General features: G+C 69.2%; 13 protein-coding genes. 8 read left to right on the top strand and 5 right to left on the bottom strand.

Annotated elements, in window-relative coordinates:
• The first annotated feature begins 17 nt into the window (after nucleotides 1-17).
• From FJV46_RS06365 to FJV46_RS06355, 3 genes are all read left to right on the top strand, one after another.
• Entirely contained in the window at nucleotides 18-932 is a 915-nt protein-coding gene (locus FJV46_RS06365; RefSeq protein ID WP_087028861.1) for an aromatic alcohol reductase, read from the top strand.
• A 143-nt stretch (nucleotides 933-1,075) separates the two neighbouring features.
• The gene (locus FJV46_RS06360; RefSeq protein ID WP_232008521.1) at nucleotides 1,076-2,689 is read left to right on the top strand and encodes a peptide chain release factor 3; all 1,614 of its coding nucleotides are present in this window, start codon (nucleotides 1,076-1,078) and stop codon (nucleotides 2,687-2,689) included.
• A gap of 116 nt (nucleotides 2,690-2,805) precedes the next feature.
• A complete protein-coding gene (locus FJV46_RS06355) occupies nucleotides 2,806-3,570 on the top strand; it encodes an EAL domain-containing protein (RefSeq protein ID WP_087028863.1) in 765 nt (254 codons plus the stop codon).
• Between the two features lies 1 nt (nucleotide 3,571).
• Here FJV46_RS06355 and FJV46_RS06350 read toward each other — a convergent pair whose 3' ends face one another.
• The 4 genes from FJV46_RS06350 to FJV46_RS06335 form a co-directional block, all read right to left on the bottom strand.
• Nucleotides 3,572-4,669, bottom strand: coding sequence for an alanine racemase (locus tag FJV46_RS06350; RefSeq protein ID WP_087028864.1), 1,098 nt, complete (start codon nucleotides 4,667-4,669; stop codon nucleotides 3,572-3,574).
• An 8-nt stretch (nucleotides 4,670-4,677) separates the two neighbouring features.
• Nucleotides 4,678-5,418, bottom strand: a complete 741-nt coding sequence (locus FJV46_RS06345; protein WP_232008524.1) for a GAF and ANTAR domain-containing protein — start codon at nucleotides 5,416-5,418, stop codon at nucleotides 4,678-4,680.
• A 178-nt stretch (nucleotides 5,419-5,596) separates the two neighbouring features.
• Entirely contained in the window at nucleotides 5,597-6,250 is a 654-nt protein-coding gene (locus FJV46_RS06340) for a thioredoxin-like domain-containing protein (protein WP_087028866.1), read from the bottom strand.
• 121 nt (nucleotides 6,251-6,371) lie between these two features.
• Nucleotides 6,372-7,034 (bottom strand): DUF305 domain-containing protein, encoded by a 663-nt coding sequence (locus FJV46_RS06335; protein ID WP_087028868.1) that lies wholly within the window; start codon nucleotides 7,032-7,034, stop codon nucleotides 6,372-6,374.
• A gap of 151 nt (nucleotides 7,035-7,185) precedes the next feature.
• Here FJV46_RS06335 and FJV46_RS06330 point away from each other — a divergent pair, with 151 nt between their 5' ends.
• From FJV46_RS06330 to FJV46_RS06310, 5 genes are all read left to right on the top strand, one after another.
• Nucleotides 7,186-7,512: a metal-sensitive transcriptional regulator gene (locus tag FJV46_RS06330; protein WP_087028870.1), complete on the top strand. Its 327-nt coding sequence runs from the start codon at nucleotides 7,186-7,188 to the stop codon at nucleotides 7,510-7,512.
• Nucleotides 7,513-7,541: 29 nt separating this feature from the next.
• Nucleotides 7,542-7,766 carry a heavy-metal-associated domain-containing protein gene (locus tag FJV46_RS06325; protein WP_087028872.1) on the top strand — a complete coding sequence of 75 codons (225 nt, stop codon included), beginning with the start codon at nucleotides 7,542-7,544 and terminating at the stop codon, nucleotides 7,764-7,766.
• A 1-nt stretch (nucleotide 7,767) separates the two neighbouring features.
• A complete protein-coding gene (locus tag FJV46_RS06320; RefSeq protein ID WP_087028874.1) occupies nucleotides 7,768-10,041 on the top strand; it encodes a heavy metal translocating P-type ATPase in 2,274 nt (757 codons plus the stop codon).
• Nucleotides 10,042-10,073: 32 nt separating this feature from the next.
• Complete coding sequence (locus FJV46_RS06315) at nucleotides 10,074-11,318, top strand: MFS transporter (protein ID WP_087028876.1); 1,245 nt, start codon at nucleotides 10,074-10,076, stop codon at nucleotides 11,316-11,318.
• Between the two features lie 204 nt (nucleotides 11,319-11,522).
• Complete coding sequence (locus FJV46_RS06310) at nucleotides 11,523-12,830, top strand: Nramp family divalent metal transporter (protein ID WP_179195217.1); 1,308 nt, start codon at nucleotides 11,523-11,525, stop codon at nucleotides 12,828-12,830.
• 44 nt (nucleotides 12,831-12,874) lie between these two features.
• Here FJV46_RS06310 and FJV46_RS06305 read toward each other — a convergent pair whose 3' ends face one another.
• On the bottom strand, nucleotides 12,875-13,891 hold the full coding sequence (locus tag FJV46_RS06305; protein ID WP_087028878.1) for a DUF808 domain-containing protein: 1,017 nt from the start codon (nucleotides 13,889-13,891) through the stop codon (nucleotides 12,875-12,877).
• Nucleotides 13,892-13,906 lie beyond the last annotated feature (15 nt).

The raw sequence follows: 13,906 nt of genomic DNA, 5'->3' as shown, positions 1-13,906 counted from the left end.
AGAGAAGAGCACCCCTCATGACCAGTACCGTCCTCGTCGCCGGCGCCACCGGAGACCTCGGGCATCGGATCGTCCGCGAACTGCTCACGGCGGATCCTGGCATCTCCCTGCGTGTCCTGACCCGTCCGGGCAGCGGGACGGCGGACGGGATGTACGCCGACGAGGAGCGCGTGGCGGTCCATGAGGCCGCCTACGCGGACCACGCCGCACTCGTTGCCGCGCTCTCGGGTGCCGACGTCGTGGTGTCCGCGCTGAGCGGGGCCCGGTCCGTCATCGTCGACGCCCAGCGGGCCCTGCTCTCGGCCGCCGTCGAGGCCGGGGTACGGCGTTTCATCCCGTCGGACTACTCGGCCGACTACCGCCGCATCACCCCGGGAAGCAACCGGAACTTCGACCTCCGCCGCGACGTCGCGGCCGAGCTCGACGCAGCCCCCCTCCGCGTCACCTCGGTGCTGAACGGGGCGTTCACGGACATGCTCACGGGCCAGGCGCCCATGATCCTGTTCAGGCGGCGACGCGTGCTCTTCTGGTCCTCCCCGGACCAGACGCTGGACTTCACGACCAAGGACGACGTCGCGCGCGTGGTGGCACTCACGGCACTCGACGACACCGCCCCGCGGGTCATCGAGGTGGCGGGCGACAGCGTCACGGCGCGCGATATCGCGCACACCCTGACCGACCTCACGGGCACACCCTTCAGCACCCAGTGGGCGGGGACGACCGGAATGCTGTCCGGCATGGCACGGATCGGCCGCCGGGTGTCGAGGGACGAGGACGCCACGTTCCCCGCCTGGCAGGGCATGCAGTACTTCGTCAGCATGTTCAGCGGTGAGGCGGAGCTGCGCCACACGGACAACGACCGCTACGGGACGCATCGCTGGACGTCCGTCCGGGATGTCCTCGCAGCACACCTGGGCGGCGCCCCAGCCTGACCCGGCCCCGGGCGGCCTGCCGGCAGGGCAGGCCACCCGGCCTCGCAGCGAACGCGGCGCGTGGCCGTCCCCGATCCCCACGCGCACAGCGAACTCCTGCACGCCCCGACGATCCGCCGTGCGGGATCGGGGACAATGGAGGGGTGGCCCTGTTAACCGAATCCCCCGTCCTCGACGCCGATGCCGTCCGCCGCGAAGCCGGACGCCGTCGCACCTTCGCCGTGATCTCCCACCCCGACGCCGGCAAATCCACGCTCACCGAAGCCCTCGCCCTGCTCGCGAGGGCCATCCAGGACGCCGGCGTGACGCACGGGAAGTCGAGCCGCCACGCCACTGTGTCCGACTGGATGGGCATCGAGCAGGAGCGCGGCATCTCGATCAGCTCGGCCGCGCTGCAGCTGACCTACCGGGACACCATCCTCAATGTCGTGGACACCCCCGGCCACGCCGACTTCTCGGAGGACACCTACCGCGTCCTCGCCGCCGTCGACTCCGCCGTCATGCTCATCGACGCCGCCAAGGGCTTCGAGCCGCAGACCGTGAAGCTGCTCGCCGTCTGCAAGGCGCGCAACATCCCTATCATCACGGTGATCAACAAGTGGGACCGCCCGGGTCTCGACGCCCTCGGCCTGATCGACGACGTCGGCGAGCGTACCGGGATGACCCCCGTCCCCCTCACCTGGCCGGCCGGCATCGCCGGTCACTTCCAGGGCCTCCTGGACCTCCGCGCCCAACGTTCCATCGCCCTCGAAGCGGTCGACGCCGGAGCGCAGGCCGCCGCCGAGACGGAGGTGGACATCGATGCCCTCGACCCGCGCGACGCCGGCCCGTGGCTCGAGGCCCGCGAGGAGTCCGGCCTCGTGGAGTCCTCCAACGGATCGTTCGATCGCGAGGAGTTCGAAGCGGCACGGCAGACGCCTGTCCTCTTCGCCGCCGCGGCCAAGAACTTCGGCGTCTCCCAGCTGCTCGACATCCTCGTGGATGTGGCTCCCTCACCGTCGCCCAGACCGTCCCGTGAGGACGAGCCGCGGCCGATCGAGGCACCGATGTCCGGCTTCGTCTTCAAGGTCCAGGCCGGCCAGGACAGCGCGCACCGCGACCACATCGCGTATCTGCGCATCTGCTCCGGCACCTTCGAACGCGGCATGGTCATCACGAACCAGCGCACCGGCAAACCTTTCGCCACGAAATACGCGCACCGCGTCCTCGGCCGCAGCCGCGAGGTCGTGGACACCGCGTGGCCGGGCGACGTCGTCGGGCTGGTCAACGCCACGAGCCTCCGCGTGGGCGACAGCCTCTTCGCCGAGGAGCCCGTCCAGTTCCCGGACATCCCCCGGTTCTCCCCCGAACTGTTCGCCGTCGCGCGCGCGAAGGATCCGGGGCGCTACAAGCAGTTCCGCCGCGGGATCGAGCAGCTCGAACACGAGGGTGTGGTGCAGGTGCTGCGCTCGGACCTCCGAGGTGATCAGGCACCGGTGCTCGCCGCCGTCGGGGCGCTGCAGTTCGAGGTCGCAGCGCAGCGCCTCGGGACCGAGTTCAACGCCCCGACGTCGCTCGACAACCTGTCCTACACCCTCGCGATGCGCGTGGCGCCCGAGAGCCAGGGCGTCCCCGAGACGTTCCGTGGCGGCGAGATCATGGTCCGGGCCGACGGCGAGAAGGTCGCCGTGTTCGGTGACAAGTGGAAGGTCGGGCACTTCAGGAAGGACTATCCCGACGTGGTGCTGGAGCCGATCGGTGCTGCCGTCGACCTGTAGGGCTCCCGGCGGGTAGGAAGCGCACTTCCCCTGCCTTCCAGCTCGGGAAAAATTGTGTCGTACTCGCCCCGAGTCTGTCCTAGGGTTGACGAACGCCATCAGGAAGGGGAATACGCATGGCCTGCAAGGGCTGCTCGTCGTCGTCGGGGCTCGACTTCGACTTCAGCATGGCTTTCCAGCCGATCTACGACGCGGTCGCTGAACGCGTCTGGGGCTACGAGGCCCTCGTCAGGGGTACCTCGGGTGAGGGCGCCGCCGAGATCCTGTCCAAGGTCTCGCCGGAGCAGAAGTACCGCTTCGACCAGGACTGTCGCGTCAAGGCGATCGAACTCGCCGCGCGCCTGTTCCCCGTGGGCGAGGATCTGATGCTGTCCATCAACTTCATGCCGAATGCCGTCTATGAACCGGCCGCATGCTTGCGGGCCACGCTGCAGGCGGCGAAACGGTACAGCTTCCCGACCTCCTCGATCATGTTCGAGTTCACGGAGAACGAGGAGGTATCGGACACCGCTCACCTCATGAACATCATCACCGAGTATCGGCGGCAGGGGTTCACCACCGCCATCGACGACTTCGGGGCCGGTCACGCAGGGCTCGGGCTGCTCGTCGACTTCCAGCCCGATCTGATCAAGATCGACATGAAGCTCGTCCGGGGCGTGGACTCAAGTGCGGCCCGCCGCATCGTCATCGCCGGCATCGTCGCCATGAGCCGGGACCTCGATCTCGTCGTCCTCGCGGAAGGAATCGAGACCGAGGCGGAGTTCCTCGCCCTCAGGGCGGCCGGCATCCGCCTGTTCCAGGGGTACTGGTTCGCGAAGCCCGCCTTCGAAGAACTCCCGCAGCTCCAGGCGGGCCCATCGCCAGCCATCGTCGCCTCCTGACTCAGCTGTTCCGTCCCCGCGCCGCCACCGACCACAATCCCTCGACCACGCCGTTCCGCACCACGTACACGCTGTCGACGAGGTTGATGGTGAGGCATACGTGGTTGGGAACCACGCGCAGGCGCGATCCCAGCGCGGGAAGGGGCTGACCTGCGGGCAGCTCGACCGTCGCGTGGTGCTCGGACAGAGCGACGATGCGGGCGTCGGGGTTCTCGAGCAGACGGCCGTGCCCGGTGGCCCATGCGGCGCGGTCGCTGCCGAGGACCTTGCTGCCGGCGTCGACAACGAAGCGGTCGGGCGCTCCGTCCGTGCCGGTCCTGCGGCTGACGACCGTACTCTCGACGCTCAGGGCGATGTCCTCGGGCCCGCAGTGCCCCAGCTCCCGCTGCTGCGCGTCCCCGAACACGTACACCCCCGGCCGGAGTTCGGTGAGCACCCCGGCCGGGCCGAGGCGCGCGGAGGGGGTGGACCCGCCGCTGATCTCGAGGGATGAGAATCCTGCGTCCCGCAGGTCGGCTGCTGCCTCTGCCAGGGCTTCCTGCTCATCGACAGCGGCCTGCGCGGCGAGGTCTGGGCCGTAGCTGTGGCCCGGAAACGTGAACAGTCCGGTGACCCTGAGTCCCGCAGAACGCGCTGCGAGGGCGACAGTGACGGCCTGGTGCGGGAGAACACCGCTGCGATGGTGGCCGCTGTCCACTTCGACGCGGACCGCCACGCGTCCGGCACCCGACCCGAGGCTCCGGGACAGTTGCCGCACCCCCTCCACCGAGTCCACGCCGACGGCGAGGCGGAGTCGCTGCGCCAGTGCGAGGAGGCGCAGTGCGGCCGGCCCGTCCACCCACAGTGGGTAGGCGATGAAGACGTCGCCGATCCCCGCGTCCGCGAAGACCTCGGCCTCGCCGATCGTCGCGACGGTGAGTCCTGCCGCGCCTGCTTCCAGCTGCAGGCGGGCGATCTCCGGGATCTTATGGGTCTTGGCGTGTGGCCGGAGCTGGAGTCCGCGCACGCGGGCGGACTGCGCCATGGAAGCGATGTTGCGCTCGAGGACCGCGGCGTCGATCACGACGGTGGGCGTCGGGACGTCGAGCGGAGGGGGCATCTGGTACCTCAGGAGTCGAAGTACGTCTCGGGGAGCGGTTGCCCGATCGACGTGACGACGGCCGCCGCGATGTCCGCCAGCTTCCGGTTCCGGCCGTTGGAGGCGGCCTTGAGGATGGTCATGGCGGCGTCATGGCTGCAGCGGTTCTGCCCCATGATGACCCCGGCGGCCACATCGATGATCGTGCGGGAGCTCATCGCGGCCTTCAGCTGCTCCCCCGTGTCACTCAGGTGGGCGATCCGCACCGCCATCCGCAGGGACTTCGAGGCCTCGCGAGCGAGATCGACGGCGGCGGCGACGGACTCGTCGTCGAAGGCATGCGGCTGCGGGGAATACAGATCGAGCCCGGCCGCGGCCAGCCCGTCGAGGGGGATCGGCACGCCGATCGCGGAGCGGATCCCGTGATCCGAGATGGCGGCGGTGTACTCCCCGAAACGGTTCTCGTTCAGGAAGTCGTCGACCCTGTAGACCTGGCCGTCCCGGGCCGCTCGAATGCAGGGACCGTCGTCGAACTCGTATTGGACCTCGTCCATGAGTCTCGCCTGCTCGCTGCTGCTCGCCACCGTCCCCTTCGACCGGGGACGCAGGAGGGTGATGCCGCACAGCATCTCGCGTCCGCCCGTGGAGAGGGTATCGGCAGAGAGCCTCGCGAGACCCTCGAGGAAATCATTGATGTCGGAGCTGTCGAGCACCATGTCCTGCAGCATGCCTGGGAGGGACAATTCCCCGAGAATCTGGTCGTCGGTCACGGTTCCCTGCTTTCCGGTCGCGTCCGGCCACCGGTGGGCCGCCCTGCAGTCCCACGTTACCCATCAGGTGGACCGGCGGAAAGCGATACATCTCGCTGACCGTGGTACCCGCTCCGGCGGACGACGGCGGGGTCGGTGGAGGAACGCCGACCCCGCCGTCGATCATCGCCCGGGTCGATCAGGAGGCGAGGCCCTCCGGGGTGATGCCTCCGGAGCAGGCCGCGCCGGGCTCGCGGGTCTGTTCGCCCTGGATGTACTTGTCGAGGAAGGTCGCGAGCCGGGAATCGTCCGCGGAATCGACCTTGAGCTGGAGGCCCCAGGCGCTGGCCGCGATCGGGGTGTCCAGGTCGGGGTACGGGCTGAGCAGCACATACGAGCGGTTGCCCACGAGTTCCGTGAGCTTGTCGATCTCGGCCTGGCCGATCTCCGAGTTGTACGTGATCCAGACGGCGCCATGCTCCATGGAGTGGACCGAGTTCACGTCCGGAACGGGTTCGGTGTAGATGCCGCAGTTCGTCCAGATGGGGTTGTGGTCGCCGCCCACGGGAGGCGACTGGTCGTATTCGACGTCGCCCTCCACGTGGTTGAAGGTGACGTCCGGGTACTCCTCGATCCCCTCGATCGGCTGGGACGCCGCCGCGTCACGCTCCTGGTTGACCTGGATCTGGTTCACGATCACCAGGGTCACGGCGATGATGACGGCGAGGATCACGGCGCCGATCCCTCCGAAGATCAGGGCGTTGCGCTTCCGTTCACCCTTGCGCTGCTCGGCCTGGATGGCCGCGAGGCGAGCCTGGCGGTCCTGGTTCTCCTGTGATCGCTTCTTGTTCAACGGTCATCCTTCAGTGCTGGGGGTCCGCGGCGCTGGCCGCGGATCGGGCGGTGCCGGATCCAAATGTACCGGCGGGTGCTGTCGGTCCCCGAACCGTGGATCACGGCCGTGGACCTGGGGGCTAGAGCTTGTCGAGCAGCGACCGCATCAGGGCGATCTCCGACTGCTGTCCGGCCTGCATCTTGAGGGCGAGGTCCCGGACCTGATCGGTCGTCCCCAGTTCGGCGCCGGCCTTCGCCATGTCCACACCGGCGAGGTGGTGCGTGATCATCAGGTTCAGGAAGAGCCGTGCGGCGTCGTCGCCCGATGCCGCCCGCAACTGGTCGAGCTGCTCGTCGGTGGCCATGCCGGGCATCCTGCCGTCCGATTCGAGCATGGAGCCGCTCGAGCCGGCCGCACCCATGTCCATCCCTCCGTGGTCACCCGATCCCGCGCTCATCCATTGCATACGGGGTTGGGAGCTGCTCTGCGACAGGCCCCACTCCTCGAGCCAGGCGTACATCTGCCCCGCCTGCTGCTGCTGCGTCGTCGCGATGTCGTACGCGACGGCACGCAGGGTCTCGTCGTCCACCTTGTCCCGCACGATCAGGGACATCTCGACGGCCTGGTTGTGGTGGGCCTGCATGTCACGCGCGAAGCCGGCATCGGCACTGGTGGTATCCGGGTACGTGGGGGCTGCGGACATGCGTCCCGTCGAGAACGCGAGGGCGAACAGCGCGACGACGGCGAGCGCGGACAGGATGAGGAGGAGGCGTTTCTGCCAGCCCGGCAGCGAGAGCGTCATGGAAGTCCTTGGGTTGGTGGTGGGCCGGTTGACCAACGTACGGCATGCTGCTGGACGTTCCCGCAACGTCCTGCGGCGGGACCGGGAATAAGCATACGGGTTCCGCCGCTATACCCCCCACGGGTATAGTCGAGACCATGCGAGGACCACGATGACCACGGAGACTTACAGCGGTAACACCGCGCCCTACGGCTATACCGCCGAGAAGGACGCCTACCTCAAGCGCCTGCGACGCATCGAGGGCCAGGTGCGCGGGATAGCCCGCATGGTCGAGGAGGACAAGTACTGCATCGACATCCTCACGCAGGTCGCTGCGGTCAACAAGGCCCTGCACGCCGTCTCCATGGGCCTGCTCGAAGAGCACATCTCACACTGCGTCGTCGGCGCCGCCCAGGAGGCGCAGGCCTCGGGCGACGACTCCGCGGTCGAGGAGAAAGTCCGGGAAGCGACGGCCGCCATCGGCCGCCTGCTCCGCTGAACCACACACCGCCACCGAAGGAGAACATCATGACCACCACCACGATCGCCATCACCGGGATGACCTGCGGCCACTGCGTCAGCGCGGTCACGGAGGAACTCTCGGACCTCGCCGGTGTCCAGAACGTCGACGTCGACCTCGTCAAGGGCGGAACCTCCACCGCCACCATCTCCTCCTCCACGCCGCTGGATGCCGCATCGATCGACGCCGCCGTCGCCGAGGCCGGATACACCGTGGTGCCGGCGGGAGCCTGACATGGCCACCCAGCAGATTCCGGGCCAGGCCTCCGCACCGGCCTCCGGTGGCGACCAGCGCGTCGTCGAACTGTCCATCCAGGGCATGACCTGCGCCTCGTGCGTGGGACGCGTCGAACGGAAGCTCGGCAAGCTGGCCGGCGTCGAGGCGAGCGTGAACCTGCCGCTCGAGAGCGCCGTCGTCCGCGTTCCGGCGACCGTCAGCGACCAGGACCTGATCGACACCGTGGTCGCCACGGGCTACGGCGCCCACGTGGTGCGCCCCGAGCACGACGGCGACGGCGGCCAGGACCACGACCACGACCACACGCCGTCGCGGCTGGGCGCCCGGCTGGTCCTCGCGGCCGTCCTCTCCGTGCCCGTCCTCCTGATCTCGATGGTGCCGGCCCTGCAGTTCGCGAACTGGGGCTGGGTGGTGTTCGCTCTGTCCCTGCCCGTCGTGACGTGGTCGGCATGGCCGTTCCACCGGGCGGCGGCCGTCAACGCCCGCCACTTCGCCTCCACCATGGACACCCTGGTCTCGATCGGCGTCACCGCCGCATTCCTCTTCTCGACCTGGCAACTCGTCGCCGACCCCGCGCTGACGGAGCACGCCGGCATGGCCGGCATGGACATGACGGAGCACTCGCTCTACTTTGAGGTGGCCGCCGTCGTCGTCACCTTCCTGCTGCTGGGCCGCTTCCTCGAGGCGTCCGCCAAGCAGCGGGCCGGGAGCGCCCTGACCGCCCTCCTGAGCCTCGGCGCCAAGGAGGCACACGTGCTCCGCACGGTCGACGGCGAGCGCACCGAGGTCACGCTTCCTGCGCACGCGCTGATTCCCGGTGACGAGTTCGTGGTGCGCCCCGGCGAGAAGATCGCGACCGACGGCGTGGTCACCGAGGGCACCAGCGCCGTGGACACCGCCCTCCTGACGGGCGAGAGCGTCCCCGTCGAGGTCTCCCCCGGCGATGCCGTCACCGGCGCCACCATCAACACCTCCGGTCGGCTGGTGGTCACGGCGACACGGGTCGGCTCGGACACCGTGCTCTCCCACATGGGGCGCCTGGTCAGCCAGGCGCAGAGCGGCAAGGCGCGGATCGCCCGGCTCGCGGACCGCATCAGCGCGGTCTTCGTGCCTGTGGTCCTCGTGCTCGCGGTGCTGACCTTCGTGCTCTGGCTCGTCCTGACAGGAGACCTCGACGCGGCCTTCACGGCGTCGGTGACCGTCCTCGTCATCGCCTGCCCGTGCGCGCTCGGCCTCGCGACGCCGACGGCGCTCCTGACCGGGACCGGCCGCGGCGCCCAGCTCGGCATCCTCATCCGCGGGCCCCAGGTCCTCGAGGACACCCGCACAGTGGACACGATCGTGCTCGACAAGACCGGCACGGTCACCACGGGCACCATGGCCGTCGACGACGTCGTGGTGCAGGGCGAGGGCTCCACCGCCACGCTGCTGCGGCTCGCCGGAGCCGTGGAGGCGCAGAGCGAGCACCCGATCGCCCAGGCCATCGCGCGGCATGCTGCCGGTACCGGGCGCCTGCCGGACGCGCAGGGCTTCTCGAGCGCACCGGGCGGTGGCGTACGCGGAACGGTCGACGGCTCGACCGTCACGGCGGGTCGCGCCTCCTGGCTCGAGCAGAACGGCATCCGCCCTTCCGCAGCTCAGGCCCGCGCCTTCGGTGCAGCAGAGGATGCGGGCACGACGGCGGTGTGGGTCGCGGTCGACGACGTCGTGGCCGGCTTCGTGACGCTGTCCGACACCGTCAAGGACGGCTCGGCCACCGCGATCGGGCGGCTCCGCGATCTCGGGCTTCGGCCCGTCCTGCTGACGGGCGACAACCGCGCCGTCGCCCTGCAGGTCGCGGCGGCGGTCGGCATCGATCCCGCCGACGTCCACGCCGGCGTGACACCCGAGGGCAAGGTCGATGTGGTGCGCGGCCTCCAGGCGGGGGGTGCGACCGTTGCGATGGCGGGAGACGGCGTCAATGACGCGGCAGCACTGGCACAGGCCGACCTCGGGATCGCCATGGGGTCCGGTACCGACGTGGCCATCGAGGCCGCGGATCTCACCGTCATGGGCAACAGCCTCGAGCAGGTGGCCCAGGCCATCGAGCTCTCGCGGCGGACGCTCGGCACCATCAAGGGCAACCTGTTCTGGGCGTTCTTCTACAACGCCGTCGGTATCCCCGTCGCGGCGTTCGGCCTGCTGAACCCGATGCTCGCCGGAGCCGCCATGGCGGCGAGTTCAGTCCTCGTGGTCCTCAACTCGCTGAGGCTGCGCCGCTTCGGCAGGTAGCCGCCGCACCCGGCGTATGGCAGGGTCTGCTCATGACTGCTGACGCCGTGTCCAGGGGCGAGCGCGATCGCTCGCCCCTGGGGCAGCCCTACTGGCGGCTCTGGACCTCCTCCGGCCTGTCCAACCTGGCCGACGGCGTCTTCAAGATCGCGCTTCCACTCCTGGCCATCCAGTTCACGCAATCGCCCACCCTCATCGCCGGGCTGTCCGTCGCCGCGACACTCCCCTGGCTCCTCTTCGCGCTCACAGCAGGAGCCCTCGCCGACCGCCTCGACCGTCGCAGGCTCATGCTGTGGGCCAACGTGGCCCGCGCCCTCCTGCCTGCGGCGCTCGTCGCCGTGATCCTGCTAGATCTCGGCTCGTTGTGGGCGCTGTACGTGGTGGCTCTCGCCGTAGGGGTGGCCGAGACCTTGTACGACACCTCGGCGCAGTCGATCCTGCCGCAACTCGTCCGCAGGTCCCAGCTCTCACGGGCCAACGGAAGGCTCTACGCGGTGGAGCTGACGACCAACCAGTTCATCGGTCCGCCGCTGGGCGGCCTGCTCGTCGCGATCGGCGTCGTCGCGGGGTTCGGCGTGCCCGCCGCCCTCTGGCTCGCCGCCGTCGGGAGTCTCCTGCTGGTTCCCGGGGCGTTCCGCATCGAGCGTGAGCTGAAGACCACGCTGCGGGCCGACATCGCGGAGGGGCTGCGGTTCCTCGGGAACCAGCGGGTCCTTCGCACGCTGGCCGTGATGACGGGGGTGTCCAACTTCGCGTCCAGCGGGGCGTTCGCGGTGCTGGTGCTCTTCGCCGTCGGGCCCGCCTCACCGCTCGGGCTCACCGAGGTGGGGTTCGGTGTGCTGCTGACGGCGTCCGCGCTCGGGGCACTGGTCGGATCCTTTACCGCGGAGAGACTGGAGGCGGCCCTCGGACGATCGCGGGCGCTGGCCGTGGCCGTCGTCGGGATAGCCCTGTTCGTCGGCGCTCCGGCCGTGACCACCAACGCCGTCGTGCTGGGCGTGATCTTCTTCGCGGGTGGTGTGTTCATCGTGCTGTGGAACGTCATCACCGTCTCCCTGCGCCAGCGCATCACCCCTGACCGGCTGCTCGGGCGGGTCAACAGCGCCTACCGGTTACTGGCATGGGGCACCATGCCGCTCGGGGCCGCCGCGGGCGGGCTGCTCGCGCAGTGGCTGGGGTTGCAGATCATGTTCGGGATCATGGGCGTGCTGAGTCTGGCGCTGCTCGCACTCATGCCCCTCCTCACGGACCGGGCGATCGACGCCGCAGAGGCCTGAGCGGCCGCATGCGGGGCTGCCCTCTCCGGAACGGCCCATGAGGCATTTCCCCGACGGAGGGCGGCGCCGCGCGTACACTCGTTCGTACTTCGAACCAAAAGGTGTGCGGACCGGAGGTCCGCCGCAACGGCTTCGACGACGGCAGCTGCACCAGCGGCCGGGACCACCGCGGTTCCGCACGGCCGCGCTCAATGAGGAGGCACCATGTCCGGCGAGAACACCCTGCCGCCCGGGAAGCTCGATCACGCCGACCGCGTGGACGACGACGGCGGCAAGCCCGCCAAATGGAAGATCGTGGGGCCCGGCCTCGTGGTCGCCGCCACCGGCGTCGGAGCTGCGGACATGGTCGCCACGCTCGTGGCCGGCTCGCGGTACGGGTACGGCCTGCTGTGGGCCGTGATCCTCGGCGTCTTCCTGAAGATCGTCCTCGTCGAGGGCGCGGGCCGCTTCACGCTGGCCACGGGATACACCATCTTCGAGGGCTGGCGCTCCCTGGGCCGCTGGACCACCTGGTACTTCGCCCCGTACGTGATGATCTGGGGGTTCGTCTACGGTGCGACGGCGATGTCTTCCGCTGCACTCCCCCTCGCGGCCCTGTTCCCCGCCCTCCCGCTGTGGGGCTGGGCCATCCTCATGGGCCTCCTCGGTTTCGTGATGGTGTGGTTCGGCCGCTACGCCGTGTTCGAGAAGATCACCGCCGCCCTGGTCGGCATCATGTTCATCACGGTCGTGGGACTGGCGATCATCGCCGCCCCGAACATCCCCGACATGGTGGCCGGGCTGGTCCCCCTCATCCCGGAGGGCGGCATGCTGTACACGCTGGCGCTCGCGGGAGGGGTGGGCGGCACCATCACGCTGGCCGCCTACGGCTACTGGTTGCGCGAGAAGGGCTGGTACACGCCGAAGTGGATGAAGGTGATGCGGATCGACAATTCCATGGCGTACGTCATGACCGGCATCTTCGTCATCGCCATGCTGATCGTCGGCGCCGAGGTGGTCCGTTCCGCGGGCGTCACGCTCAGCGCGGGGGACGCCGGCCTGCTCGATCTCTCCACGGTGCTCCGTGACGAGTACGGCGACGTCGTGGGGGTCGGCTTCCTCATCGGCTTCTGGGCGGCGTCGTTCTCCTCGATCATCGGCGTGTGGAACGGCGTCTCACTCATGTTCGCGGACTTCTGGGGCAACATGCGCGGCAAGGAGTCCGGCCACCCCGATACGCGCGTGGGCGGCAAGTACTTCCGGTTCTACGTGCTCTGGCTGACCTTCCCTCCGATGATCCTCTTCGCGCTCGGTCAGCCGATCGGGCTCATCCTCGCCTACGGCGTGCTGGGCTCGCTCTTCATGCCCTTCCTCGCCATCACGCTCCTGGGTCTGCTGAACGGCAAGCGGATACCGACGAAGTACGCGAACAAGCTGCCGGGCAACGTGGTCCTCGGGATCATCACGCTGTTGTTCGTGGTCCTCGGGATCAACCAGCTGGTGAGCTCCCTGCAGCCGCTCCTCGGGGGCTAGCTGATTCCGTCCGGGCCGTATGCGCTACCCTCCCCGGGACAGCGCTAGGAGTCCGCCTCGTCCTTCGACGGGCGGTGCCCCGCGACGGCGGCGCGGAAGTCGCCCGCCTCGTGCCCGCCCTTGTCCTTGCCGAACGGCAGCACCTTCAGCAGTGGGAGCACCACGGCCATCACGATGCTGCCCCAGGCGAGGCCCAGGACGGCAGAGCACAGGGTGTTGACGAGCCAGGCGAGGACGCCGCCCATGACGGCGATACCGGCGAAGGGCTCCTCCAGGAAGTGGACGATGTCGTAGGGCAGGTGCCAGCCGAGTTCGTAGGCCCCCTGCAGCATGATGTGCCCGCCCACCCACAGCATGGCGACAGTCCCGACCACCGTGATGGCGGTGAGGACGGCGGGCATCCCCGTGACGAGCAGTCGTCCGATGCGCTGGGCGCCGGCGGAATCCTTCGTCGTCAGGTGCAGCCCGATGTCGTCCATCTTCACGATGAGCGCCACGGCGCCGTACACGCCGATCGTGATGCCGATCGCGACGATGACCAGGATCAGGGCCCTCGACCAGACGGATTCGGCGGCCACCTCGTTGAGGGAGATGACCATGATCTCGCAGGAGAGGATGAAGTCGGTGGTGATGGCACCCTTGGTGACCTTCCGCTCCGCCTCCGGCCCGCGGTCCACCGCCGGCTCGTTCGCCTCCTCATGGTGACCGCTGAGCTTGTGCCACACCTTCTCGGCGCCCTCGTAGCAGAGGTAGGTGCCGCCGAGCATGAGGATGAACGGGATGACCCCGGGCACGAAGGAACTGATGACCAGCAGCGCCGGGAGGATGAACAGCAATTTGTTCCGCAGGGAGCCCCAGAAGATCTTCTTGATCATGGGAAGCTCGCGGGAGGGGTCCGCGCCGGAGACGTACTGGGGAGTCACGGCGGCATCGTCGATCACGACACCGGCGGCCTTGACACCCGCCCTGGCGGCCCCGGCGGCGACGTCGTCCGCCGACGCGGCAGCGATGCGGGCGAGGGCTGCGACGTCGTCGAGCAGCGCGACGAGACCGCCGCTCACAGTGCGCCCCCGCCC

This window comes from Arthrobacter agilis, from assembly GCF_006494655.1.
GTDB classification, from domain to species: Bacteria; Actinomycetota; Actinomycetes; order Actinomycetales; family Micrococcaceae; genus Arthrobacter_D; species Arthrobacter_D agilis.
The sequence above is the reverse complement of the archived record's forward strand: the minus strand, read 5'-3'. Positions and strand labels throughout refer to the sequence as shown.